Below are 26383 nucleotides of genomic sequence, written 5' to 3' on the forward strand. Positions count from 1 at the left end.
AGGCTTGGTTCCCGCTTACTTCGGACGCTTGGCGCCGTACTTCGAACGACGCTGCTTACGGTTCTTGACGCCCTGGGTGTCCAGAACGCCGCGGAGGATGTGATAGCGCACGCCCGGCAAGTCCTTAACGCGGCCGCCGCGGATCATGACCACCGAGTGCTCCTGGAGGTTATGGCCCTCGCCGGGGATGTAGCCGATCACCTCGAAGCCGTTGGTCAGGCGCACCTTGGCAACCTTACGAAGCGCCGAGTTCGGCTTCTTCGGGGTCGTGGTGTAGACGCGCGTGCAAACACCACGCTTCTGCGGCGACTGCTGCAGCGCCGGCACCTTCTTGCGCGACTTCTGCACTTCCCGCGGTTGAGCGATCAGCTGGTTGATCGTCGGCATACTGGCCTTCACCCTTTTTCTGCCGCGGCCCCTCTCGGGTCCGCTGTCTTGCCGCGGCCCGTCACCGGGTCCGCAAATTCTGCTCGAGCTACCCGCCCGAACGGGCCGCCTGGCGCGAAAGACCCGCGCAAAGCGAAATTGCGCCAACCGCTCCATCAACGAGCGGAAAGCGCTTCGACGCCACAGAGGACCGCAGTCTCGAAGCCGTTCAGCGTAACGCCGCGGCCCGCGCACTGAGGTCATGCATCCGAATTCGATCTCAAGAGAACGTGCTCGAGAGAACTAAAGTCGCACTGGCATTGCCTAGCTATGATCGACAGCGTTTGAGCGGCATTCGTCGAGGTTGGTGCCCGTCTTTGCGACCCCTGGCAGATCTAGTCTTTGGGGATCAACGGGTGGCCCGTTCCGACGCTGGCGATGCTCACCGCCTGTCGTTAAGTGAGGCGCTTTCTATAAGTGGGAATCGGTCAAGTCAAGGTGAAACGACAGTCACAAAGCGCTTCATGCGCCTGCAAAAAATCGCCTCTTCGCCGCCTCCCCGCGCCTGCCTGATATAGGAGCGACGCGACTGACCTGCCAGATCTGAAACAATTATACCCGGGTCTAATGTAGTTTTATTACCAAGCTGAGGGGCTTTTCACCTGCCTGCGCTCGGTTTGCTGGCTGGTGGCCGGTCTACCAGCTTTTCCCGGCCCGCCGCGATGCCCGGTGTGACGGGGCTTCAGCCCGGACTGGTCGATCCGCGAATGGCTCTTGCCCCAAACCATGCGTGCGAAAAAACGCGGCGCGCGGCGGCCGAACGCCTTGCATCAGAGAATCGACGAGTCGACGCTGAACCGCGCGTTGCCGTGAGACGAGACGATCAGACGCGGCCGCTCGAAGCTCACCGCCCGCGGTTACTCCTCCTCGTCGTCCTCATCGTCATCGAGGTCTTCGTCCTCGTCGTCATCGTCGCGGTCGGCGTCGGCATGAGCTGCCGCGCCATGGGGCTGGTGGATCTGGTCGTTCCACAGCTTGCGATAGGTGCCATTCTTGGCGAGCAACTCGGCATGGGAACCGCGCTCGATCGCCCTGCCCCCTGAAATCACGATGATCTCGTCCATCTCGACCACCGAGGTCAGGCGGTGGGTCGACCAGATCATGGTGCGACCCTTGGCGACCCTGAGCAGCGTGCGGTTGATTGCGGCCTCGGTGGTCTGGTCCAGCGCCGAAGTTGCTTCGTCCAGCAGCAGCACGGAAGGGTTGCGTATGATCGCGCGCGCGATCGCAATGCGCTGGCGTTGGCCGCCCGACAGCGTGTCGCCGCGCTCGCCGACCGGCGTGTCGTAGCGCTGCGGCAGGCTCATGATGTAGCGGTGGATCTCGGCCTTCTTGGCCGCCTCCTCCACCTCCTCGTCGGTTGCGCCCTCCTTGCCGAGCCGGATGTTCTCGCGGATCGACATGTTGAACAGCATGTTCTCCTGGAACACCACCGCCATGCTCCGGCGCAGCGAGTCCAGCGTCACCTTGCGGACGTCGACGCCGTCGATGGTGACGCGGCCTTCGTCGGGCACGTAGAGCCGCAGGATCAGATTGAGCAGCGTGCTCTTGCCGGAGCCGCTCGGACCGACGATCGCGATGCGCTTGCCGGCGTCGAGCTTGAGGCTGAGATTGTCCAGCACCGGCGTCTGACCACCCTCGTACTGGAAGGTGACGTGATCGAATGTAATGTCGTGGGTGATGCGCGGCAGATCGGGTGCGCCCGGGCGATCGGCGCTGCGGGTCGGCTCGTCGAGCAATTCCTGAATGTGGCGGATCGCGGCGGCCGAGGAGATCGACACCGGGATGAAATGCATCACATGGGCGATGTTGTAGGAGACCTCCCAGAACGCGCTCTCGAAAGTGACGAAGGTGCCGATGGTGATATGGCCCTTGGTCGCCAGATACGCGCCGATCGCGAGCACCACAAGGTGCAGGAGGAGCACCGAGATGGTGACTGTCCGCTCCACCATGGTCGAGAGGAATGTGGCCGAGGCCATCTTGTTGCGGGTCTCGTCGTTGCGCAACCGGAAGAAGCCGAACATCTTGCGTTGCAGGCTGAACGCCTTGATGACCGCCTGGGCGGCCACGTTCTCCTGGACTTGGCCCAGCAACGCCGATTCATTGAGCTTCTGTTCGTAATTGGCCTGCACCGCCTTCGGCGTCAGGATCCGCGGGCCGATCAGCGTGATCGGGAACACCAGCAGCGCGACGACGGCGAGCTGCCAGTTGAGGAACAGCATCAGGATGATGCCGGCGATCAGCTCCAGGAACGGCAGCGCGGCACTGTTGGCGAACGTCTTGACCGAGCCTTCGAAGGCCGAGAGATCGACCGAGAAGCGCGACAGGATCTCGCCGCGCCTGGTGCGGCCGAAATAGGCGGCGGGCAGGTCCTGGACGTGCTCGAACAGGCGTGTGCGGACATCGGAGATGATGCAAGCGGCAAGTCGCGCGTCCCAGCGTTCGTACCAGACTGCAACGATCGAGGTGAAAATGCCGGCGACGGCGAGCACGCCGAGGATCTTGTAGAGCGCCTGAAAATCCTCCTCGCCGAGCGCATCGTCGATCAGGAACTTGAGGCTGAGCGGCATGATGACGTTGAACAACGTCTCGACCACGACGCCGAATGCCACGAATGACAGCATCCGCTTGTAGTTGGAGAGATAGGGCTTGACGAACCCGACAATGGTCGCAAGGGCCCCGGCGGCTTCGCGCGCGGTAAAGACGACGAGGTCCTCGTCCTCATCGTCCTCGTCGAGCTCCAGCTCGTCATCCCCCTCGTCTTCGGCGTCCTCGTCGTCCTTGAGATCCGGCTTGGCAGCGTCGGCGAGCTTGCCATCGAGCCCGGCCGCCTCCTCCGCGGCGAGCTTCTGTTGATCGGGAGATAGAGGCTTGTCGCCAGGCAAGAAAGGCTTGGATGCCATGAAACCAACCGATGCTGACGGCCGGCATGACCGCAGAGAACGCAGGAAATAGCGGCAACCGCTATTGCACCGATTCTATGCGATCAAGATGAATTCGGCAAAACAATTGGCGAATTCGGTTGGCGTCCCCCGGGCTAGTCCTCGTCCTCGACCTTGTCGAAGAAGGAATAGCGCAAGCTGTCCGCGTCGGCGTACCACTGCCCCGGCCCCTTGTTGGCGGCGAGCGTCGCCTCCCACAGCGCATCGGTGCAATCCTTGCGGTGCATCGATAGGTCGAAGCCGTTGCCGAAGAAGAGCTCGGACCATTCCCACCAGGTGCCGAGCTTCTTGACTCCGCGCAAGAGGTCGTAGCGGTCAATCAATGCCGGCGCCATGTCGGAGGTGATGGAGCCGAACACGAGGCCGGTCCTGACCACGCGGTTGAGCTCGCGGATCGCGCGGACCACTTGCTTGGGGGAAACGTGGCAGAGGCTGGTCTCGAACACGAAGTCGAACGTGCCGTCCTTGAACGGCATGTCGGTGATCGTGCCGAGCTTGTTGTACTTCTTCAGCGATTTCGGCGTCCTGGCGTGGATCGCGCGGTTGTTCTCGATTCCCCATGCATCGATGCCGCGATCGCGCAGGGCGCCGACCAGTTCGCCGCTGGCGGAGCCCGCGACCAGCAGCTTGGCGTCCGCCGCCCTGCCCCAGACGATGCCGATCAGCTTCGTCAGGTAGTCGGGATCGGTGAAGTGCCGCCACGCCTGATGATAGGGGCCGAGACCGCGATAATTCTCGAAATATTTGCGATCGATCTTGTCCGAGAGCGGCTTGTCGTCCTGCGCGCGCTGGCGGCGCAGGCGCATCATCTCGGTCAGGATGATGTCGGTCGCCGCGTCCGAGGAATCCAGCAGGCCGTTCAGCGTCGAATCGAACAGATAGTCGCCGACCACCACGATGCCGGGGTGCTCCTTCGGCTCGGGCCGGTGATTGGTCATGACGTCGCGCGCGGGCAAACCACCAGGCAGCGCGTTCACCGAGGACAGCCAGCGGTGGATCTTGCCTTCCATGAAATGCAGACGCGCATCGCCGAGAGAAGCCGGCAGCGATTTCAGGGCGGTCTCGATCAGCTCCTGGTCCGACAGATTGGCAAAAGCCAGCGCGTCAGAGCCGGGAATGAGCCAGTTCAGAACACCATGCTTGCCGACGTCGTGACGTGCGCCCTCGTTGTAGACGCAGCAGCCGCCGAAGGCTTCCGACATGAACCAGGCGCCCGGAATCTTGTCGCCCCAGAACGGCTCGTCGAACAGGATCGAGACGCGCAGATAGTGCGCGGGCCGGTCGAAATAGGCCACGTGCTTGACCATCGACCTGCGCAGCTGCTCGCCCTCCCAGCCGAGAGTGGCGAGCCAGGAATGCGGCAGGCAGACCAGCACGAGATCGAAGTCACGGGTCTCCGGCCCCTTGCCGTTCATCATCTTGAGCTGATACCGGCCGGTCGGCGCCTTGCCGACGGTGAGCACGCGGTGATTGAGCTGGATGTCGGCATTGACCTCCGACTGCAGGCATTCGATCAGCTGCTCGTTGCCGTTCTGGATGGAATAGAGGCCGATATAGCCGTCGACGTCCATCAGATAGTTCTTGAGCGCGTTGAGCCCGTTGGTGTTGTGGCTCTCGGTCGCGATGTCGGAACGCGCCATCACCTTGAAGAAGCGCTTTGCGGTGACGTCCTCGACCTCCTCGTCGAGCACCTGCTCGGCGGTCTTGTAGGCCCAGGGATGTTCGTTGTCGTGCGCGCCGACGCCCTCGTAATATTCCACCGGCGACATCACCTCGGCGCAGCGCTTGCGGAAGGCTTCGATCGCGGCGGCAGTCCTGGCGCCGTATTTGCGGCGCATGCCGGGAACGTCGTTGAGCAGCTCACCGCCGAACTGCACCTGTTCGGCATCCATCGGAATGGTCTGAAGGCCGAAATGCTGGATCAGCTCGCGCAGCGGGTCCGGGCCTGTCATGGAGTAGTCGTAGATCTCGGCAACGCCGGCCTCGTACATCGCGGGCGCCGAATCGAACTTGCGGGTGACGATCTTGCCGCCGAGCCTGTCGGAGGCCTCGTAGATGGTGACGCGGCAGAGGTCGCCGAGCTTGCGCTTCAGGTACCAGGCGCTCATCAGCCCGCCGGGGCCGCCGCCTACGATTGCGAGATCAAGCATGAGAGTTCCGTGGTCTTCCGGCCCTGCCCCCTTGGCGGGACCACCGGTCTAAGGCGCCATAGCACAAGCGCTTTTGCGGCTGAAGGAAAGATGAACAAAGGTTGATCCCGCATCGCAACAAAGCAGCAAAAAGGCCGGCAAAAGCCGGCCTTTTCATTGTCCTCGGTATTCCTACGGATGAACGATCATTCCGCGGGCGGCAGCGCAGGAAGCTCGGCTTCCGGCGCCGGCGACACGACGGCGGCCTGCTTCTCCCGCTCGTCCAGGATCAGCTTGTCGCGCTTCATGGCGACTTCGCGGATCTTGGCCATGGAGGCGCCGGTGCCCGCCGGGATCAGCCGGCCGACGATGACGTTCTCCTTGAGGCCTTCGAGCGGATCGATCTTGCCGTTGACCGCCGCCTCGGTGAGGACGCGGGTGGTCTCCTGGAACGATGCCGCCGAGAAGAAGGAGCGGGTCTGGAGGCTCGCCTTGGTGATGCCGAGCAGAACCGGCGTTCCCGTGGCGGGCTTCTTGCCCTCTTCCTTGGCCTTCACGTTCAGCGCGTCGAACTCGATCTTGTCGACCTGCTCGCCGGAGATCATGTCCGTGTCGCCCTGGTCGGTGATTTCCACCTTCTGGAGCATCTGACGGACAATCACCTCGATGTGCTTGTCGTTGATGAGCACGCCCTGCAGCCGGTAGACCTCCTGGATCTCGTTGACCAGATAGGCAGCGAGCTCCTCGATGCCCTTGACCGCGAGGATGTCGTGCGGCGCCGGGTTGCCTTCCACGATGAAGTCGCCCTTTTCGACGACGTCGCCGTCCTGAAGGTGGATGTGCTTGCCCTTCGGGATCAGGTACTCGCGCGGCTCGTCGGTCTTGTCCATCGGCTCGATCGAGATGCGACGCTTGTTCTTGTAGTCGCGCCCGAACCGGATGGTGCCCGCGATTTCGGCGATGATCGCCGCATCCTTCGGGCGCCGAGCCTCGAACAGTTCCGCCACCCGCGGCAGACCGCCGGTGATGTCACGCGTCTTGGCGCTTTCGGTCGAGACACGGGCGAGGATGTCGCCCGGCTGGACCTTGGCTCCGATGTCGACCGAGAGAATGGCGTCGACCGACAGCATGTAGCGGGCATCGCCGCCACGGGCGAGCTTGAGCACCTTGCCGTCCTTGCCCTTCACCACGATGGCCGGACGCAGGTCCGAGCCGCCGCGCGTCGAACGCCAGTCGATGACCACGCGCTTGGCGATACCGGTGGCCTCGTCGAGCGTTTCCGAGATCGACTGCCCCTCGACCAGATCCTCGAAGCCGATGGTTCCTTCGACCTCGGTGAGCAGCGGACGGGTGTAGGGATCCCATTCGACGATGCGCTGGCCGCGCTTGACCATGTCGCCCTCGTCGACGTGCAGACGCGAACCGTACTGGATACGGTGCGTCGCACGCTCGGTGCCGTCGGCATCGACGATCGCGACAACCATGTTGCGCACCATCGCGATAAGGTGACCTTCGCTGTTGCGGGCGATGGCCTTGTTCCTGATCACGATCTTGCCGTCGAAGTTGGCTTCGACGAAGGACTGCTCGTTGAGCTGCGCCGCACCGCCGATGTGGAAGGTGCGCATGGTGAGCTGGGTGCCCGGCTCGCCGATCGACTGCGCCGCGATGACGCCAACCGCTTCGCCATGGTTGACCGGCGTGCCGCGGGCGAGGTCGCGGCCGTAGCACTTGCCGCAGATGCCGTTGACGAGCTCGCAGGTCAGCGCCGAGCGGATCTTCACCTCCTGGATGCCGGCCTGATGGATGGCATCCACGTGGCTCTCTTCCATCAGCGTATCGCGCTTGACGATCACCTGGCCCGAGCTGTCACGCACGTCTTCGCAGGCCGTGCGTCCGAGGATGCGCGAGCCGAGCGAGGCGACCACGGTACCGGCGTCGACGATGGCGCGCATCTTGATGCCGAGCTTGGTGCCGCAGTCGCTCTGCGTGATGATGCAGTCCTGCGCCACGTCGACGAGACGACGGGTCAGGTAGCCGGAGTTCGCGGTCTTCAACGCGGTGTCCGCGAGGCCCTTGCGGGCGCCGTGGGTCGAGTTGAAGTACTCAAGCACCGAGAGGCCTTCCTTGAAGTTCGAGATGATCGGCGTCTCGATGATCTCGCCCGACGGCTTGGCCATCAGGCCGCGCATGCCGGCGAGCTGGCGCATCTGGGCCGGCGAACCGCGGGCACCGGAGTGAGCCATCATGTAGATCGAGTTGATGTCGGCATCGGCCCCGCTCGCCGTCTTCTTGGTGGCGGAGATCTCCTTCATCATCGCCTTGGCGATTTCTTCCGTCGCCTTCGACCAGGCGTCGACCACCTTGTTGTACTTCTCGCCGTGGGTGATCAGGCCGTCGTTGTACTGCTGCTCGAAATCCTTCGCCAGCGTACGGGTGGTGTCGACGATCTTCCACTTGCCGTGCGGCACGACCATGTCGTCCTTGCCGAACGAGATGCCGGCCTTGAACGCGTTGTAGAAGCCGAGCGCCATGATGCGATCGCAGAAGATCACCGTCTCCTTCTGGCCGCAGTGGCGGTAGACCTGGTCGATGACGCCGGAGATCTCGCGCTTGGTCATCAGCTTGTTGATGATCTCGTAGGAGATGCGCGGGTTCTTCGGCAGCAGATTGCCGAGCATGACGCGGCCGGCGGTGGTTTCGATCCAGCGCTTGGAGACCTTGCCGGTCTCGTCCATGCCTTCCCACCGATACTTGATCTTGGTGTGGAGGTGGATGACCTTCGCGTGCAGCGCGTGCTCGAGCTCGGCCATGTCGCCGAACACCTTGCCCTCGCCGGGCAGGCCTTCACGCATGATCGAGACGTAGTACAGACCGAGCACGATGTCCTGCGACGGCACGATGATCGGCTGGCCGTTCGCCGGATGCAGGATGTTGTTGGTCGACATCATCAGGACGCGCGCTTCCAGCTGCGCTTCGAGCGACAGCGGAACGTGCACGGCCATCTGGTCGCCGTCGAAATCGGCGTTGAACGCGGAGCAGACCAGCGGGTGAAGCTGGATCGCCTTGCCCTCGATCAGCACGGGCTCGAACGCCTGAATGCCGAGGCGGTGCAGCGTCGGTGCGCGGTTGAGCAGCACCGGATGCTCGCGGATCACCTCGTCCAGGATGTCCCAGACCTCGGGCCGTTCCTTCTCGACCAGCTTCTTGGCCTGCTTCACGGTGGTGGACAGGCCCTTGGCGTCGAGCCGCGAATAGATGAACGGCTTGAACAGCTCGAGCGCCATCTTCTTCGGCAGGCCGCACTGATGCAGGCGCAGCTCGGGACCGACCACGATCACCGAACGGCCCGAATAGTCGACGCGCTTGCCGAGCAGGTTCTGGCGGAAGCGGCCCTGCTTGCCCTTGAGCATGTCGGCGAGCGACTTCAGCGGACGCTTGTTGGCGCCGGTGATGACGCGGCCGCGGCGGCCGTTGTCGAACAGCGCATCGACCGCTTCCTGAAGCATGCGCTTCTCGTTGCGGATGATGATGTCGGGCGCGCGCAGCTCCATCAGCCGCTTCAAGCGGTTGTTGCGGTTGATGACGCGGCGATAGAGGTCGTTGAGATCAGAGGTCGCGAAACGGCCGCCGTCCAGCGGCACCAGCGGACGCAGGTCCGGCGGAATCACCGGGATCACGGTCATGATCATCCATTCCGGCTTGTTGCCGGAATGGCGGAACGCTTCCACGATCTTCAGACGCTTGGCGAGCTTCTTGTGCTTGATGTCGGAGTCGGTCTCCTGCATCTCGGCACGCAGCGAGGCCTCGAGCTTCTCGAGGTCCATGCCCTTGAGCAGCTCGCGGATCGCCTCGGCGCCGATCATGGCGGTGAAGCTGTCCTGGCCGTACTCGTCCTGCGCCTTCAGATACTCGTCTTCCGACAGCAGCTGACGGTCCTTCAGCGCGGTGAGGCCCGGCTCGAGCACGACGTAATATTCGAAGTAGAGGATCCGCTCGAGATCCTTCAGCGTCATGTCGAGCAGGAGGCCGATGCGCGAGGGCAGCGACTTCAGGAACCAGATGTGCGCGACGGGGGCTGCGAGTTCGATATGACCCATGCGCTCGCGCCGGACGCGCGACAGCGTGACCTCGACCGAGCACTTCTCGCAGATGATGCCCTTGTACTTCATGCGCTTGTACTTGCCGCACAAGCACTCGTAGTCCTTGATCGGCCCGAAGATGCGGGCGCAGAACAGGCCGTCGCGCTCGGGCTTGAAGGTACGATAGTTGATGGTCTCCGGCTTCTTGATCTCGCCGTAGGACCAGGACAGAATCTTCTCTGGAGACGCGATCGAGATCCGGATCTGGTCGAAGACCTGAGCCGGCGTCGTCGGGTTGAAGAGATTCATAATTTCTTGGTTCATCGTCTTCTCCTCGCGTGCCGGTCGCCTCCGGCCGCAAATTCGAAAATCACTTCTGCATGGCGCCCTGCCCTCAAGGCCTCGGGCGGGGCGCCGATGCCCGGCCGCGAAGGCCAGGCATGACAGGTCGAATTACTCGGCCGCTTCCGACGTCGGCGCCGGTCCCATCTTGGAGTTGTGCAGGTCGACGTTGAGGCCGAGCGAGCGCATTTCCTTGACCAGCACGTTGAACGATTCCGGAATACCGGCCTCGAACGTGTCGTCGCCGCGCACGATCGCCTCGTACACCTTGGTACGGCCGGCGACGTCGTCCGACTTCACCGTCAGCATCTCCTGGAGCGTGTACGCCGCGCCGTAAGCCTCGAGCGCCCACACCTCCATTTCGCCGAAGCGCTGGCCGCCGAACTGCGCCTTGCCGCCCAGCGGCTGCTGGGTGACGAGCGAGTACGGACCGATCGAACGCGCATGGATCTTGTCGTCGACCAGATGGTGCAGCTTGAGCATGTAGATGTAGCCCACCGTCACCTTGCGATCGAACGGATCGCCGGTGCGGCCGTCATAGACGGTCGACTGACCCGAAGCGTCGAGACCGGCAAGCTTCAGCATCTCCTCGATATCGGCTTCCTTGGCGCCGTCGAACACCGGGGTTGCGATCGGCACGCCGCGGCTGAGGTTATGGCCGAGTTCGAGCAGCTCGTTGTCGTTGAGCGACTTGATCGTCTCGTCTTCGCCGTAGACCTTCTTCAAGGTCTCCTTCAGCGGCTTGATGTCCTGCTTCGACAGGTACGCATCGACGGTCTGGCCGATACGCTTGCCGAGGCCGGCGCAGGCCCAGCCGAGATGGGTCTCGAGGATCTGTCCGACGTTCATGCGCGAAGGCACGCCGAGCGGATTGAGCACGATGTCGGCATGCGTGCCGTCTTCGAGGAACGGCATGTCCTCGATCGGCACGATCTTCGACACCACGCCCTTGTTGCCGTGGCGGCCGGCCATCTTGTCGCCGGGCTGGATCTTGCGCTTCACCGCGACGAAGACCTTGACCATCTTCATCACGCCGGGCGGCAATTCGTCACCGCGCTGAAGCTTCTCGACCTTGTCGAGGAAGCGCTGTTCCAGTCCCTTCTTCGACTCGTCGTACTGCTTCCGCATGGCCTCGATCTCGGCCATCAGCTTGTCGTTCGGCGAAGCGAACAGCCACCATTGCGACTTCGGATACTCCTCGAGCACCGCACGGGTGATCTTGGTGTCCTTCTTGAAGCCCTTGGGACCTGCAATGCCCTGCCGCCCCTCGAGCAGCTCGGCAAGACGGTTGTAGACGTTGCGGTCCAGGATCGCCTGCTCGTCGTCGCGGTCCTTGGCGAGGCGCTCGATCTCCTCCCGCTCGATCGCCAGCGCACGCTCGTCCTTGTCGACGCCGTGGCGGTTGAACACGCGCACTTCGACGATGGTGCCCTGCACGCCCGGGGGAACGCGCAGCGAGGTGTCGCGGACGTCGGAGGCCTTCTCGCCGAAGATGGCGCGCAGCAGCTTCTCTTCCGGCGTCATCGGGCTTTCGCCCTTCGGCGTGATCTTGCCGACCAGGATGTCGCCGGCGCGCACTTCCGCGCCGATGTAGACGATACCGGCTTCGTCGAGGTTCTTCAGCGCTTCTTCCGAGACGTTCGGAATGTCGCGGGTGATTTCCTCAGGTCCGAGCTTGGTGTCGCGGGCCATCACCTCGAACTCCTCGATGTGGATCGAGGTGAAGACGTCCTCCTTCACGATCCGCTCGGAGAGCAGGATCGAGTCTTCGAAGTTGTAGCCGTTCCACGGCATGAACGCGACCAGCACGTTGCGGCCGAGCGCGAGCTCGCCGAGATCGGTCGAAGGACCGTCGGCGATGATGTCGCCCTTCCTGACGACGTCGCCGACCTTCACCAGCGGACGCTGGTTGATGCAGGTCGACTGGTTCGAGCGCTGGTACTTCATCAGGCGGTAGATATCGACGCCCGACTTGGTCGGATCGAGATCTTCCGTGGCGCGGATGACGACGCGGGTCGCATCGATCTGGTCGATCACGCCCGAACGGCGCGCCGCGATCGCAGCGCCCGAGTCACGGGCAACCACGCCCTCCATGCCGGTGCCGACGAACGGCGCCTCGGCGCGAACCAGCGGCACCGCCTGGCGCTGCATGTTCGAGCCCATCAGCGCGCGGTTGGCGTCGTCGTTCTCGAGGAACGGGATCAGCGCCGCGGCGACCGAAACGAGCTGCTTCGGCGACACGTCCATGTAGTCGACCTTGTCGGGCGTCATCGGCACGACGTCGCGGGTGCCGCTCGAACGGCAGACCACGAGGTCTTCGGTGAAGCGGCCCTTGGCGTCGACCGGCACGTTGGCCTGGGCCACGGAATAGCGCCCTTCCTCCATCGCCGACAGGTACACGACCTCGTCGGTGACACGGCCATCCTTGACCTTGCGATACGGCGTCTCGACGAAGCCGTACTTGTTCACGCGCGCGAAGGTCGCGAGCGAGTTGATCAGGCCGATGTTCGGACCTTCCGGCGTCTCGATCGGGCAGATGCGGCCGTAATGCGTCGGGTGCACGTCGCGCACCTCGAAGCCAGCGCGCTCGCGGGTGAGACCGCCCGGTCCGAGCGCCGAGAGACGGCGCTTGTGGGTGATCTCGCTGAGCGGGTTGGTCTGGTCCATGAACTGCGAGAGCTGCGAGGAGCCGAAGAACTCGCGCACCGCGGCGGCGGCCGGCTTGGCGTTGATCAGGTCCTGCGGCATGACCGTGTCGATGTCGACCGAGGACATGCGCTCCTTGATCGCGCGCTCCATGCGCAACAGGCCGATGCGGTACTGGTTCTCCATGAGCTCGCCGACCGAACGCACGCGGCGGTTGCCGAGATGGTCGATGTCGTCGATCTCGCCCTTGCCGTCGCGCAGATCCACCAGCGTCTTGATGACGGAGAGGATGTCCTCCTTGCGCAGCGTGCGCTGGGTGTCGGGCGCATCGAGGTCGAGGCGCATGTTCATCTTGACGCGGCCGACCGCGGAGAGGTCGTAGCGCTCGGCGTCGAAGAACAGCGACTGGAACATGGCCTGCGCCGATTCCAGCGTCGGCGGCTCGCCCGGACGCATCACGCGGTAGATGTCGAACAGCGCGTCCTCGCGCGTCATGTTCTTGTCGGCCGAGAGCGTGTTGCGGATGTAGGGGCCGACATTGACGTGGTCGATGTCGAGCAGCGGCAGCTCTTTGTAGCCCTGCTCGTTGAGCGCCTTCATCAGCTTGTCGGTGATCTCCTCACCGGCCTCGGCGTGGATCTCACCGGTCTTGGGGTTGACGAGATCCTCGGCGACGTAGTTGCCGACCAGCTCCTCGTCGGCCATGCGCAGCGCCTTCAGCCCCTTCTCCTGGAGCTGGCGGGCGGCGCGGACGGTGAGCTTCTTGCCGGCCTCGAGCACAACCTTGCCGGTGTCGGCATCGATCAGGTCGTTGACCGTGGAGTAGCCGCGGAAGCGGTTGGCGTCGAACGGAACGCGCCAGCCTTCCTTGGTCCGCTTGTAGAGAATCTTCTTGTAGAACGTTGAGAGGATCGCCTCGCCGTCGAGGCCGAGGGCGAACATCAGCGACGTCACCGGAATCTTGCGGCGACGGTCGATACGCGCATAGACGATGTCCTTGGCGTCGAACTCGATGTCGAGCCAGGAGCCGCGATACGGGATGACGCGGGCGGCGAACAGCAGCTTGCCCGAGGAATGGGTCTTGCCCTTGTCGTGGTCGAAGAACACGCCGGGCGAACGGTGCATCTGCGAGACGATGACGCGCTCGGTGCCGTTGACGATGAAGGTGCCGTTCATCGTCATGAGCGGGATGTCGCCCATGTAGACGTCCTGCTCCTTGATGTCCTTCACCGACTTCGCGCCGGTTTCCTCGTCGATATCGAACACGATGAGGCGCAGCGTCACCTTGAGGGGCGCAGCGAAGGTCATGCCGCGCTGGCGGCACTCGTCGACGTCGTATTTCGGCTGCTCGAACTCGTAGCGGACGAATTCCAGCATCGAGGTGCCGGAGAAGTCGGAGATCGGAAACACCGAGCGGAACACCGCCTGCAGACCCTCGTCGAGACGTCCGCCCTGGGGTTCGTCCACCATCAGGAACTGGTCATAGGACGCCTTCTGAACCTCGATGAGGTTCGGCATCTCGGCGACTTCCTTGATGTGTCCGAAGAACTTGCGAACGCGTTTGCGACCGGTGAATGTCTGCTGCGCCATCGTGGCCTCTCATTTTCGTCGCCCGCCCTGGGCGCACCGTCCGGACCGCGGCTGCCACCGCTTTCCGGGTTGAATTTTCGAACCCGTCTTGGGGGGCCGGAGACGCAGTTTCAGGCGCCGATGTCCTGAATCTGTTCTTCAGACCTTCAAAACGCAAAACGACGCGCGGGGCGCAGATGCGCGCCCGCCCGTCACAACGATCATCTTCACGGACTGCAAAAGCCCGAAATAGCCTGCTCTCCCAACGGCTTACAGGGAAATCCGGCATCCCTGCCCACCGCGCTTTCGTGCTGCCGACCCGATATGGGGCGACAATAGTGCAGATTCGAGGGTCAAACCCTCAAATCCCCACACTTTTTCGTGTTTGGCCTGCGTCGGATCGTTCCGTCGCACGCCTTTTGCATTCCGGTCCACCCTCTCGAAGGGGGACCAGGATCCCGGGCAGAGCCGTTGCCCGCCCGGGATCCCGCCAGTAAGCAGTGCTTACTTGAGCTCGACCTTGGCGCCAGCCTTCTCGAGCTGGGCCTTGATCTTGTCGGCTTCGTCCTTGTTCACGCCTTCCTTCAGCGGCTTCGGAGCACCCTCGACGAGGTCCTTTGCTTCCTTCAGGCCGAGACCGGTGATGGCGCGGACTTCCTTGATGACCTCGATCTTCTTGTCGCCGGCGCTGGCGAGAACGACCGTGAACTCGGTCTTCTCTTCCGCCGGAGCGGCAGCACCGCCGCCGCCAGCGGCCGGGCCGGCCACGGCGACAGCCGCGGCAGCCGAAACGCCCCACTTCTCTTCGAGGAGCTTCGCGAGTTCGGCAGCTTCGAGCACGGTCAGGCTCGAGAGGTCGTCAACGATCTTCTGCAGGTCAGCCATTGTTCAGTTTCCTTAACTGTAAGTCTGGTTCGGGTTTGAGTTTTGCGAAGGGCGTCAGGCCGCTTCGCCCTTTGAGGCATGAGCCTGGATGACGCGCGCGAGCTTGCCCGCGGGCGCGTTGGCGAGCTGGGCCAGCTTGGTCGCCGGGGCCACGATGAGGCCGACGATCTTGCCGCGCAGTTCGTCAAGCGACGGCAGCGAGGCAAGCGCCTTCACACCGTCGACATTCAGGACGGTCTTCCCCATCGATCCGCCGACGATGACGAACTTTTCGTTCGCCTTGGCGAATTCGATGGCGACCTTTGGCGCCGCTACCGGATCGTTCGAAGTCGCGATCACGGTCGGCCCCTTCAGCATGGGGCCGATGGCAACGACGTCAGTGCCTTCAAGAGCAATTTTGGCGAGACGGTTCTTCGAGACCTTCACCGCGGCACCCGCCTGCTTCATCTGCTGGCGCAGCTTCTGCATCTGGGCGACGGTGAGGCCGGAATATTGAGCAACGATCGCGACGCTCGTGGTCTTGAAGACCTCGTTGAGCTGTTCGACCGCTTCTTTTTTTGCCGCTCGTTCCACAGCAAGCTCTCTCCGGTTGGCGGTCATCGCGAGAAGCGGGACCGCCGGGTTGCACCCATCGTCCCGCCCAAACCTGAACCTCCGGGTCAAAAACCCATCGGACACGCCGGGCAAGACGACAATTCAAAGCCTGCCCTCCGGGAGCCCAAGGGCCCACGGCGTGTCGAGGTCCGAACCAGACCCGTTTCGCAAAACCAGCCCTTAAAGCTGGATGCGAAGTGAAATCCGGTCTTCACCCGTCTATGCAGGCCATGCGATTAAGCCGTTGAGGAATCGAGATTCCCCGCGGGCGCCTGCAGTCTTGGACAGGACGAGGTCAGCCGGCGAACCGCCCGACCTCTGCCCGCATCCCTGCCAAAAGACGGATCTTCCTTCCTTTTCGGGCAAATCCTCACGGACGTCCTGAAAAGGAATGATCTCCTGTCGTGTCGGGTTTTCGGAATGCGTGCACGAACGCGCCAGCCGAGGCCGGCACGTCCGGAGGCGGTTCTTTAACCGCTCGGAGCCTGCTTGCCAAGAGCAAAATTCACACCAGTTCCAATCGATTGGCGGTTGGGCTTGAGATGGCCCAACAAGGGCCGATTCAGGCCGATTTGACCCGATACGGCAGCGGTTTGCCCTCGAAGAACGCGGTCAGGTTGGCCAGCACGCAGTTCTGCATCGCGACGTGCGAATCCAGGGTGTGGCCGCCGATATGCGGGGCGAACACCACGTTGGGGAGTTCGGTCAGGGCGTCAGGCGCGTGCGTTTCTTCTCGAAGACGTCGAGGCCCGCCCCCGCGATCGTCTTGTCGGTGAGCGCCGCGACCAGCGCCTTCTCGTCGATGACGGAGCCGCGGGAGATGTTGACGACGTAGCCCTCCGCCCCGAGGCGCCTGAGGATATCGGCGTTGACGGCATGTTGGGTCTCGGCCCCTGCCCGCACCGCGATCATCAGGACGCTGCACCAATCGGCGAGCGCCTCCAGGGTCTGAAAGTACTGATAGGGCAGATCATACCGGGTGCGGCTGAAATAGCCGACCTCGCTCTCGAAAGCAGCACAGCGCGCGGCGATTTTGCGGCCGATCTCACCCATGCCGTAGATGCCGATGCGGCGGCCGGGCATGCCGGCCTGGGGACGCATCATCGGCGACTGTTTCGAGGCCGCCCAATCGCCGCTGCGGACATATTGGTCGGCCACCAAAATCCGCCGCGTCGTCGCCAGCATCAAGGTCATCGCGATGTCGGCGACAGAAGCCGCATTGGCACCTGGGCTGTGACCGACCGCGATGTTCCGGCTGGCCGCCGCCTTCAAGTCGACGCCATCATAGCCAGTCCCATAGCAGACGATGGCGCCGAGCTTCGGAAACAGGTCCATCGCCTCCGCACCGAGTGGCGAGCCGCCAGCAGTCAGCAGTGCGCGGATGCCGCCCAGCTCCTCCGCCGGAAACACCTCCCGCACGGGCTTGCCGCCGGTGTCGAGCAGCTCGAACCGCTCGGCGAAGCGCGCCATCATCGACTTGGGAAAGCGCGAGTAGATCAGGACCTTGTCAGCCATTGTTGTTGTTTCCGAAGAGCGCCGCCACAAACGACGAGGGGCGGAATCGGTCGCCCGATCCCGCCCCTCGCCTCATGCAATTTCCAAACCTCAGCCGAGAATGGTGCCCGGCTCGACCTTCACGCCGGGGCCCATCGTCGAGGACACCGCAACGCGCTGGATGTAGGTGCCCTTGGAACCGGCCGGCTTCGCCTTGGAGACCGCGTCAGCCAGAGCCTTGATGTTCTCGACCAGCTTCTCCTCGGAGAACGAGGCCTTGCCGACGCCGGCCTGCAGGATGCCGGCCTTCTCGACGCGGAACTCGACCGAGCCGCCCTTGGCGCCCTTCACCGCACCGGTGACGTCCATGGTCACGGTACCGATCTTCGGGTTCGGCATCAGGCCGCGCGGGCCGAGCACCTTACCGAGGCGGCCGACCAGCGGCATCATGTCGGGGGTGGCGATACAGCGGTCGAAATCGATCGTGCCGTTCTGCACCTTCTCGACCAGGTCCTCGGCGCCGACGACGTCCGCACCGGCGGCCTTGGCTTCATCGGCCTTGGCGCCGCGGGCGAACACGCCGACGCGGAGCGTACGGCCGGTGCCGTTTGGCAGGGTCACGACACCGCGGACCATCTGGTCGGCGTGGCGCGGATCGACGCCGAGATTGATCGCGACCTCGATGGTCTCGTCGAACTTCGCTTTCGCGCGTTCCTTGACCATCTTGATGGCGTCCGCGAGCGGGTAAAGCTTTTCGCGGTCAATGCCTTCGCGGGCTTTGTTCAAACGCTTTCCGATTGCCATGGCCGCTTACCCCGCAACTTCCAGACCCATCGAACGGGCCGAGCCCTCGACCATCTTCATGGCCGATTCGATGGTGTCGCAATTCAAGTCCTTCATCTTCTTCTCGGCGATCTCGCGCACCTGCGCCTTGGTCACCTTGCCGGCCTTGTCGCGGCCCGGCGCCTTCGAGCCGGACTGGATTTTTGCAGCCTGCTTGAGGAAGTAGGACATCGGCGGCGTCTTCATCTCGAAGGTGAAGGAACGGTCCGCATAGATGGTGATGATCACCGGGATCGGGGTGTTCTTCTCTTCCTTCTGGGTCTGGGCGTTGAACGCCTTGCAGAACTCCATGATGTTGAGACCGCGCTGACCGAGCGCGGGACCGATCGGGGGCGAGGGATTCGCCGCGCCGGCCGGGACCTGAAGCTTCAGGTATCCGGTCACTTTCTTTGCCATGTATCACTCCTGTTGTGCCGGCAGGACCGGCGGTTTCAGGTTCGTGGTCTGGGTCGGATGCGGCTGGCAACCGCCCCTCCCTCCCACGGCCTCTTGTTGCGCGAGACCGAAGCCTCCCGCGTTACCCGATCAGACCTTCTCGACCTGACCGAATTCCAGCTCGACCGGCGTCGCGCGGCCGAAGATCGACACGGCGACCTTCACGCGCGAGCGCGCCTCATCGATCTCCTCGACCACACCCGAGAACGAGGCGAACGGGCCGTCGGCCACGCGCACGTTCTCGCCGATCTCGAACGACACCGACGCCTTCGGCCGTTCCACGCCCTCCTGCACCTGGTGCAGGATGCGCATGGCCTCGGCTTCCGAGATCGGCATCGGCTTGTTCTCGGCGCCGAGGAAGCCCGTGACCTTCGGCGTGTTCTTGATCAGATGGAACGCCTCGTCGGTCAGCTTCATCTTCACCAGCACGTAGCCGGGGAAGAACTTGCGCTCGGCGTCGATCTTGCGGCCGCGGCGCACTTCCGTGACCTTCTCGGTCGGAACCAGCACCAGCTCGAACAGCTCCTCGAGCCCGCGCTGCTTGGCCTGCTCGCGGATCGATTCGGCGACCTTCTTCTCGAAGTTCGAATAGGCGTGGACGATGTACCAGCGCTTGTCGGACACTTGAGCGGTTGCTGTTGCCATCATTGAATGCCCAGGAGGAAGGTGACGAGGTAGCGAATGATCAGGTCGGCGGCGAAGAAGAAGATCGAAGCCACCGCGACCATGACGAACACCATGATGGTGGTGATCGTGGTCTCACGGCGGGTCGGCCAGGTGACCTTGGCAGTCTCCGAGCGCACTTCCTGCAAGAACTTGAACGGGCTGACTGCCATCGCTTGAGGTCCAGCGTCCGTCGACAGACGCAAATGAATTTCAGGGATCCGAACAGCCGCCGTTGGCCCAGCCCTCTGTCTCGAAGGATGAGCCGGAAACCGGGCTCGATTGTTCGGGGATTTCAAGGCCGCGCCGGAAATCCGCGTCTAACGGGCCGGCTGCGAGTGCCGGGTATCTACTGCGGATGCGGCCAAAGGTCAAGGTAGAGAGAGTTCGCCCGGGCAGGCCGCCCTCCCCCCGAGGGTCGTGCAGAGGCCATGTGGATCAAGGACTTGTCGACCGCCCGGAACGCGCCATCCCATCCCCGGCAAGGCTATCGGGAGCCGTCAGTCGGCCCGGTCGACCATGGAAATCCCCGGCAGCGGCACCACGAACTTCCCGCCTTCGGCGAAATAGCGGGCGTGCTTGGCCCGGATCGGGTCGACATAGCGCCAGGCGAAGACCACGACGAACGCGGGTTTGCGCTCGTAGAGAGCGGCAGGCGGCAGGATCGGGATGTCATAGCCGGGGCCCGCCATCACCTTCCCCTTGTTGGGATCGTCGTCCACCAGGAAGTCGATCTTGTTCTCCAGGCCGAACTGCGGCAGCAGCGTCGTGGTGCCCACCGAGACGCCATAGCCGGCGACCAGCTCACCGCGCGCATGGGCGGCATCTGCCATCGCGACCAATTCGTCACGGATGGCGGCGATCCTCTTCACGTACGGCACATAATAGGCCGGCTGATCGACGCCGAGCCGGTCTTCCTCGGCAACGAAACGCGCGACCTCGGCCGACGGTTTCTTGGCGCCGCCGGCGCGCTGCACGGTCACGCGGATCGAACCGCCCTTGGTCCAGATGTGCTGGACGTCGATCAGCTCCATGCCCAGCCGGGCGAAGAAACGGATCAGCGGCTTGATGTTAAAATACGACAGATGCTCGTGATAGACGGTATCGAGCAGGTTCTTCTCGGTGACGTCGACGCCGTATTGCGTTTCGAAGACGAACAATCCGTCCGGCGCGAGCACGTCGCGAACCCCGATCACCAGCGGATCCAGATTGTCGACATTGGCGATCATGTTGTTGGCGATCACGACGCTCGCCGCGCCATGGCTCTGCAGGATGCGGCGACCGACGGCATCGGTGAAGAAATCGCCGATGGTCTCGATGCCCGCCTCCGTGGCGCGCCGCGCGATGTCGACGGCGGGATCAACACCCAGCACCCGCATCCCCCGCTCCTTGAAGAAGCCGAGCAGCGATCCGTCATTGCTGCCGAGCTCGACCACCAGCGAACCCGACGCAATGCCGAAACGGCTGACGACGTCGTCGGCATAGGTAGCGAAATGCTCGCGCAGGCCGAGTGAGAGCGAGGTGGTATAGACATAGTTTCGGTACTGGATCTCCGGATTGCCGACATGGAGGATCTGGAGGTGGCCGCAGTCCCGGCACAGATGCAGCGCCATCGGCACCGCAGCGCGGAACACGGGATCGTCGACGCTGGCGTTCGGCACCTGGAAGTTCGGCGTGCCGATCGGCATGCCTGCCATCGGGACGACCAGCTCTTGCTTGTCGGAATGACAGAGGCGGCAAGTATTGCGGACGTAGAACAGGTTTTTCATCGTGCAACCGAAGAATGAGATACGCGCGCGAGTGGGATAGTCCCACCCTGTGAAGACCAGATCGGCAACGGGCTCAAGCGGGTCATGGGTGGCTCGAGGCCTCGTTGCCCAGCCCGTAGCCGGGCGCGTCCTCCGCTGCCTTGGCCACCTTGTCGGCCGAATACGAGCCGCGCTCCGGACTTGCCAGCCAGATTACGCCACCGACGAGCCCGATGATCACGCTAATGGCGCCCAGCAGGAGCGATACCGACAGCGCCTGCTCGGACGACACACCCGCCAGACCCAGGCAGGCGACCATCGCTCCCTCGCGAACGCCCCAGCCGCTGATCGAGATGGGGACCGCCGTCAACAGCACCACCGGCGGAATCAGAATGCCGGCGTCGAGGACAGAGAGATGCGCTCCGACGCCGCGCGCCAAGGTGTAGCAGGCCGCGGCGGTGACGAGATGGATGAGGAGCGCCGATCCGAACAGCAGCGCACGGCGCTCGGACTGCAGGAGCAAAAACCTGACCAGCGTTCCGAACCGCACGAAGCTCGCGATCGCGGGAAGCGCAGTGAAGCGTTTCGGCAGACGGTCGAGCGTCAACAGGACCAGCGTGCCGGCGACGCCGGCCACCGTCAGTCCGCCGATCGCCAGGATCGCAGCGTGATTCGACACGCGCGACAACAGAAACGGCAATCCGGCCACCATCAGCACGACCAGTCCGATCAATGCCGTGAAGCGGTCGGCTGCAACGCCCTTGACCGCCTCCGGCCACTGCACGCTGCGTTGACGCAGCAGCCAGATCCGCACCGCGTCACCGCCGACCGATGACGGCAACACCTGATTGAACCAGAGGCTGGTCATCAGTATCCGCCAGCCGGCGAGCCAATCCAGCGACACGCCGAGCGCGCGCATGATCAGCTCCCACCGGCCGTTGAGCACGAAGGTCTGGACGAAGATCAGCGCAAGCGCGACGACGAACAGGACCGGATCGACCGAGACGAGATGGTCGCGCAGCTGGCGCAGGTCGAGACCGCGCGCGATGTAGACCAGCACGGCGATCGACAGCAGCAGCTTCACCGAAAACAGGGCCGCATGCTTGAATCGCGACTGCATCGGATGCCGCCTCAGGACGCCGGATATTCCGCACGACCGATGACGAGGTCGATTGCGGCCATCATCCAGAACTGGTGCGTGGTCTCGACAATGTTGTAGCTGCGGCTGTCGACCCAGAAATTGACGTCGCCGAGATTGCGCAGCGGATTGTCCGCGTTCATGCCCGACAACGTGATCACGTCGAGCTTCATCTTGCGCGCCTGCGTGACCGCGTTGAGGATGTTCTTCGAACGCCCCGACGAGCTGATCGCGACGAGGCAATCGCCGGCGCGCGCATTCAGCCGCACGGCGTGCGCGATCCAGTCCTCGAACCCGTAATCGTTGGCAAGGCACGACATCATGCTCGCATCGCTGAAGCAGAGAGCGGGCACTGACGCATTCTTCGCCAGATCGATCGCCAAATGCGAAGCGATGCCGGCCGACCCGCCGTTGCCGATGAAGATGACGCGACCGCCCTGCTCGCGCGTGCGTAACCAGGACGCGCGCGTCGCGGAGATCCTCGCAAAAATACCGTCGTCGACCGCCGTCGCGCGATGCAGGCGCCCCACGTAATCGTCGAGGAAAGCCTTGTGGTCGGGATCGACGGATTCGGCAGGCATGGGCTGACGGCTCGATTGCAACATTACCGGGTGATACCGGCTATTACCAAGGATTGCAAAGGTATAATACTTGCAAAGTTTGCGGGCGGCTGATAGTCGGCTTTTCGGGTTTCACTCAACATTGGCGAGCCTATTTCGCTGGGCATTCGCGTCACGGATGTTCCCTATGAAATGCATTGTTACTGGCGGCGCCGGGTTCATTGGAAGTCACCTCGTCGATCGCCTGCTCGATGACGGCCATGAGGTCATTGCGCTCGATAATTTCGTGATCGGACGCGCTGAAAACCTCGCCGCACGCGCCGGTTCGAGCCAGTTGAAGGTCGTGCGGGCTGACGTCACCGACATCGACGCGATCAAACCGTATTTCCACGGGGTGGATTGGGTCTTCCATCTCGCCGCGCTGGCGGACATCGTACCCTCGATCGAATCGCCGATCCCCTATCATCGCGCCAATGTCGACGGCACGGTCAACGTTCTCGAAGCGGCGCGGCACGCGGGCGCCAGCCGCTTCATCTATGCGGCTTCCTCCTCCTGCTACGGCATTCCGGATGTCTATCCCACGCCGGAGAGTTCCGAGATCCGGCCGATGTATCCCTACGCGCTCACCAAGAATCTCGGTGAGCAATGCGTCATGCACTGGTGCCAGGTCTACAAGCTGCCCGCCGTGGCGCTGCGCCTGTTCAACGTGTTCGGACCGCGCCATCGCACCACCGGCACCTACGGCGCCGTGTTCGGCGTGTTCATGGCACAGAAGCTGGCGGGCAAGCCCTTCACGGTGGTCGGCGACGGCGAGCAGACGCGCGACTTCACCTTCGTCAGCGACGTCGCCGATGCCTTCGTGACCGCCGCGCGCTCCGACGTCTCGCACGAGATCTTCAATGTCGGCTCGGACAACACCTACAGCGTGAACCGCCTGGTCGAGCTCCTCGGCGGCGACAAGGTCCACATTCCCAAGCGCCCGGGCGAGCCCGATTGCACCTACGCCGACATCAGCAAGATCAAGCGGGTCCTGAAATGGGCGCCGAAGGTGAAGTTCGAGGACGGCGTTGCGACGATGTTGAGGTCGATGGACCAGTACAAGGACGCTCCGCTCTGGACGGTGGACAAGATCGCCGACGCCACCAAGGACTGGTTCAAATATCTCGGTGACGACAAGGTCACCCCGCAGAAGGCAAGCCGTTGAGCAGATTCGTTCCCCCCCCAATTTTGCCGCCAGCCGATCACGTCCGGGCCGGCCAACTGAGACCGACCGGCGCCTTGGGTCATTCACATGGGTAATGCTGCGACAGACAGGCCGGCCGGCCATCCGGCACCGCACGAGAAGATCAAGACGATCGAGGAGCTCGGCGAGATTGCGCGCGCCGCGCAGGCTGAGGGCCTGACCGTTGCGCTCTGCCACGGCGTGTTCGATCTGGTGCATCTCGGTCACGTCCGGCACATCCTGGCAGCCCGCAACGAGGCCGACGTCGTCGTGGTGACCATCACCGCGGACCGTTACGTCAACAAGGGCCCGGGACGGCCGATCTTTCCGGAGAACATGCGCGCCGAGATGCTGGCCGCGCTCGGCACGGTCGACTGGGTCGGCATCAATCAGACCTCCAGCGCCGAGCCGGTCCTCGATACCGTGCGCCCCGACATCTACGTGAAGGGCTCGGACTACGAGAATCCCGAGGATGACGTGACCGGCAAGATCGCAGTGGAGCGCGAGGCGGTCGAGCGTCACGGCGGGCGCATCGTCTTCACGCGGGACGTGACGTTCAGCTCGTCGTCGCTGCTGAACCGTTATTTCGACATCTACGATCCGCCGCTGCGCGACTACCTCCAGAAGGTGCGCGATGGCGGCGGCGCCGAACGCCTGCTGAAGCTGATCGACAAGATCCAGGACATGCACGTCGTGCTGGTCGGCGACACCATCATCGACGAATACCAATACGTCACGGCGCTCGGGAAGGCCTCCAAGGAGAACATCGTCGCGACCCTGCTCAAGAACGGCGAGCAGTTTGCCGGCGGCGTCATTGCCGCGGCAAATCACGTCGCGAGCTTCTGCAAGTCGGTCGAGATCGTCACGACGCTGGGTGGCAACGACTACCCCGAAGAGTTCATTCGGGCGCATGTCCGCCCGAACGTAAAGCTCACGCCGATCCGCGTTCAGGGCCGTCCGACCACCCGCAAGCTGCGGTACGTCGAGATGGGCTATCTGCACAAGCTGTTCGAAGTCTATACGATGGACGACACGCCGCTCGATGAGGCCGCGCGCACGGAGATCGACCGCGTCACCGCCGAGCGCGTCCGCGGGGCCGACGTCGTCATCGTCACCGATTTCGGTCACGGCATGATCGCATCCAGCACGATCGACGCCTTGATCGCGAATTCCAAGTTCCTGGCCGTCAACGCCCAGAGTAACAGCGGCAACCACGGCTACAACCTGATCACGAAGTATCCGCGGGCCGATTACATCTGCATCGACGCACCGGAAGCGCGCCTGGCCGCCACCGACAAGTTCAACGACATCGCATCGGTGATCGAGGGCGGCCTGCATCGCAAGATCGATTGCGACAACATGATCATCACGCACGGCTCCTTCGGCTGCTACCCCTTCTCGTCGAAGACCGGCGTTGCGCGCGTCCCTGCTTTCACCAAGACCGTCGTCGACACCGTCGGTGCGGGCGATGCCTTCCTGACAATCACGGCGCCGCTGGTGGCGGCCGGCGGCAACATCGAGGACGTCGCCTTCATCGGCAATGCGGCGGGCGCGATCAAGGTCGGCATCGTCGGCCACCGCAACTCGGTCGAGAAAGCGCCGTTGGTCAAGTTCGTCACCGCGTTGTTGAAGTAGCGCGATCGAAGAATCCGGAGAACGACAGTGATTGATCGGAAATGGAATGTGATGGTCACCGGTGGCGCCGGCTATGTCGGCAGCGTGCTGGTTCCGCAATTGCTTGCCGCGGGCCACAAGGTCACCGTGCTCGACTTGTTCATGTATGGCGAGGACGTCTTCGACGCCGTTCGTGACAATCCGAACCTCCGCCTGATCAAGGGCGACATCCGCGATGAGGCCGCGGTCAACGAGGCCCTGCGCGGCAACAACGCGGTGATCCACCTCGCCTGCATCTCCAACGATCCCTCGTTCGAGCTGGACCCGGCACTCGGCAAGTCCATCAACTACGACTGCTTCCGTCCGATGGTACGCGCCGCGAAGAAGGCGGGTATCAAGCGCTTCATCTACGCCTCCTCCTCGAGCGTCTACGGCATCAAGGATGAGGCCGAGGTGACCGAGGAGCTGTCCTGCGAGCCGCTCACCGACTACTCCAAGTTCAAGGCGATGTGCGAGACCGATCTTGCCGACGAGGCCGCGTCCGGCTTCGTCACCTGCACGGTTCGCCCCGCCACCGTCTGCGGCTACGCTCCGCGGCAGCGGCTCGACGTCGTCGTCAACATCCTGACCAATCTGGCCGTCAACACCGGCCGCATCCGCGTGTTCGGCGGAACGCAGAAGCGGCCCAATCTGCACATCCAGGACATGACGGCGGCCTATCTGTTCCTGCTGCAGCAGGATGATGCGAAGATCGACGGCAAGACCTACAACATCGGCTACGAAAACCACTCGCTGATGAAGATCGCCGACATCGTCAAATCGGTGGTCGGCAACAATGTCGACGTGGCCGTCGAGCCGACCGACGATCTCCGTTCCTACCACGTGTCGTCGGAGAAGATCCGCCGCGAGCTCGGCTTTGCGCCGACGCACACGATCGAGCAGGCCGTGTCAGGGCTCGTGGACGCCTTCAGGGCGGGCCGCCTGCCGAACTCACTCAACGATCCCAGGTATTTCAACATCAAGATGATGCAGAACATCAGCCTGAAGTGAGCGG

General features: G+C 63.4%; 17 protein-coding genes and 1 pseudogene. 3 read left to right on the plus strand and 15 right to left on the minus strand.

The window, feature by feature from the left end; translation table 11 throughout:
• Positions 1 to 15 precede the first annotated feature (15 nt).
• The 15 genes and pseudogenes from rpsL to N2605_RS21025 all read right to left on the minus strand — a co-directional run bounded on the left by rpsL (position 16) and on the right by N2605_RS21025 (position 22514).
• The gene (gene rpsL / locus N2605_RS20955) at positions 16 to 387 is read right to left on the minus strand and encodes a 30S ribosomal protein S12 (RefSeq protein WP_007603006.1); all 372 of its coding nucleotides are present in this window, start codon (positions 385 to 387) and stop codon (positions 16 to 18) included.
• Between the two features lie 896 nt (positions 388 to 1283).
• Positions 1284 to 3329, minus strand: a complete 2046-nt coding sequence (locus N2605_RS20960; protein WP_036027604.1) for an ABC transporter ATP-binding protein — start codon at positions 3327 to 3329, stop codon at positions 1284 to 1286.
• 134 nt (positions 3330 to 3463) lie between these two features.
• Positions 3464 to 5518 carry an FAD-dependent oxidoreductase gene (locus N2605_RS20965; RefSeq protein WP_036027610.1) on the minus strand — a complete coding sequence of 685 codons (2055 nt, stop codon included), beginning with the start codon at positions 5516 to 5518 and terminating at the stop codon, positions 3464 to 3466.
• A gap of 185 nt (positions 5519 to 5703) precedes the next feature.
• On the minus strand, positions 5704 to 9900 hold the full coding sequence (gene rpoC / locus N2605_RS20970) for a DNA-directed RNA polymerase subunit beta' (RefSeq protein ID WP_036011015.1): 4197 nt from the start codon (positions 9898 to 9900) through the stop codon (positions 5704 to 5706).
• 129 nt (positions 9901 to 10029) lie between these two features.
• Positions 10030 to 14154 (minus strand): DNA-directed RNA polymerase subunit beta, encoded by a 4125-nt coding sequence (gene rpoB, locus N2605_RS20975; RefSeq protein WP_036027612.1) that lies wholly within the window; start codon positions 14152 to 14154, stop codon positions 10030 to 10032.
• Positions 14155 to 14637: 483 nt separating this feature from the next.
• Positions 14638 to 15018 (minus strand): 50S ribosomal protein L7/L12, encoded by a 381-nt coding sequence (gene rplL / locus N2605_RS20980; RefSeq protein WP_036027614.1) that lies wholly within the window; start codon positions 15016 to 15018, stop codon positions 14638 to 14640.
• 54 nt (positions 15019 to 15072) lie between these two features.
• Entirely contained in the window at positions 15073 to 15591 is a 519-nt protein-coding gene (gene rplJ / locus N2605_RS20985; protein ID WP_036010998.1) for a 50S ribosomal protein L10, read from the minus strand.
• A 583-nt stretch (positions 15592 to 16174) separates the two neighbouring features.
• Positions 16175 to 17127, minus strand: a pseudogene (locus N2605_RS20990) (2-hydroxyacid dehydrogenase).
• 90 nt (positions 17128 to 17217) lie between these two features.
• Complete coding sequence (gene rplA / locus N2605_RS20995; RefSeq protein ID WP_025037003.1) at positions 17218 to 17910, minus strand: 50S ribosomal protein L1; 693 nt, start codon at positions 17908 to 17910, stop codon at positions 17218 to 17220.
• 6 nt (positions 17911 to 17916) lie between these two features.
• Entirely contained in the window at positions 17917 to 18345 is a 429-nt protein-coding gene (rplK, locus tag N2605_RS21000) for a 50S ribosomal protein L11 (protein ID WP_011088164.1), read from the minus strand.
• Positions 18346 to 18474: 129 nt separating this feature from the next.
• Positions 18475 to 19029, minus strand: coding sequence for a transcription termination/antitermination protein NusG (gene nusG / locus N2605_RS21005; protein WP_018647229.1), 555 nt, complete (start codon positions 19027 to 19029; stop codon positions 18475 to 18477).
• Complete coding sequence (secE, locus tag N2605_RS21010) at positions 19029 to 19220, minus strand: preprotein translocase subunit SecE (protein ID WP_036010992.1); 192 nt, start codon at positions 19218 to 19220, stop codon at positions 19029 to 19031. Before secE ends, nusG begins: the two co-directional genes overlap by 1 nt.
• Before the next feature lie 327 nt (positions 19221 to 19547).
• The gene (locus N2605_RS21015; RefSeq protein WP_109143353.1) at positions 19548 to 20816 is read right to left on the minus strand and encodes a class I SAM-dependent methyltransferase; all 1269 of its coding nucleotides are present in this window, start codon (positions 20814 to 20816) and stop codon (positions 19548 to 19550) included.
• 82 nt (positions 20817 to 20898) lie between these two features.
• Positions 20899 to 21915 (minus strand): lysylphosphatidylglycerol synthase transmembrane domain-containing protein, encoded by a 1017-nt coding sequence (locus N2605_RS21020; RefSeq protein ID WP_225113230.1) that lies wholly within the window; start codon positions 21913 to 21915, stop codon positions 20899 to 20901.
• Positions 21916 to 21926: 11 nt separating this feature from the next.
• Positions 21927 to 22514: an SIS domain-containing protein gene (locus N2605_RS21025; RefSeq protein ID WP_225113231.1), complete on the minus strand. Its 588-nt coding sequence runs from the start codon at positions 22512 to 22514 to the stop codon at positions 21927 to 21929.
• 166 nt (positions 22515 to 22680) lie between these two features.
• On the opposite strand from N2605_RS21025, the gene N2605_RS21030 reads away from it, so the two are divergent.
• The 3 genes from N2605_RS21030 to N2605_RS21040 all read left to right on the plus strand — a co-directional run bounded on the left by N2605_RS21030 (position 22681) and on the right by N2605_RS21040 (position 26379).
• The gene (locus tag N2605_RS21030; protein WP_260342827.1) at positions 22681 to 23697 is read left to right on the plus strand and encodes an SDR family oxidoreductase; all 1017 of its coding nucleotides are present in this window, start codon (positions 22681 to 22683) and stop codon (positions 23695 to 23697) included.
• Positions 23698 to 23784: 87 nt separating this feature from the next.
• Complete coding sequence (locus tag N2605_RS21035) at positions 23785 to 25350, plus strand: PfkB family carbohydrate kinase (protein WP_050991860.1); 1566 nt, start codon at positions 23785 to 23787, stop codon at positions 25348 to 25350.
• Positions 25351 to 25377: 27 nt separating this feature from the next.
• A complete protein-coding gene (locus tag N2605_RS21040) occupies positions 25378 to 26379 on the plus strand; it encodes an NAD-dependent epimerase/dehydratase family protein (protein WP_036010979.1) in 1002 nt (333 codons plus the stop codon).
• Positions 26380 to 26383 lie beyond the last annotated feature (4 nt).

This window comes from Bradyrhizobium yuanmingense, from assembly GCF_025200905.1.
Taxonomy (GTDB): domain Bacteria; phylum Pseudomonadota; class Alphaproteobacteria; order Rhizobiales; family Xanthobacteraceae; genus Bradyrhizobium; species Bradyrhizobium yuanmingense.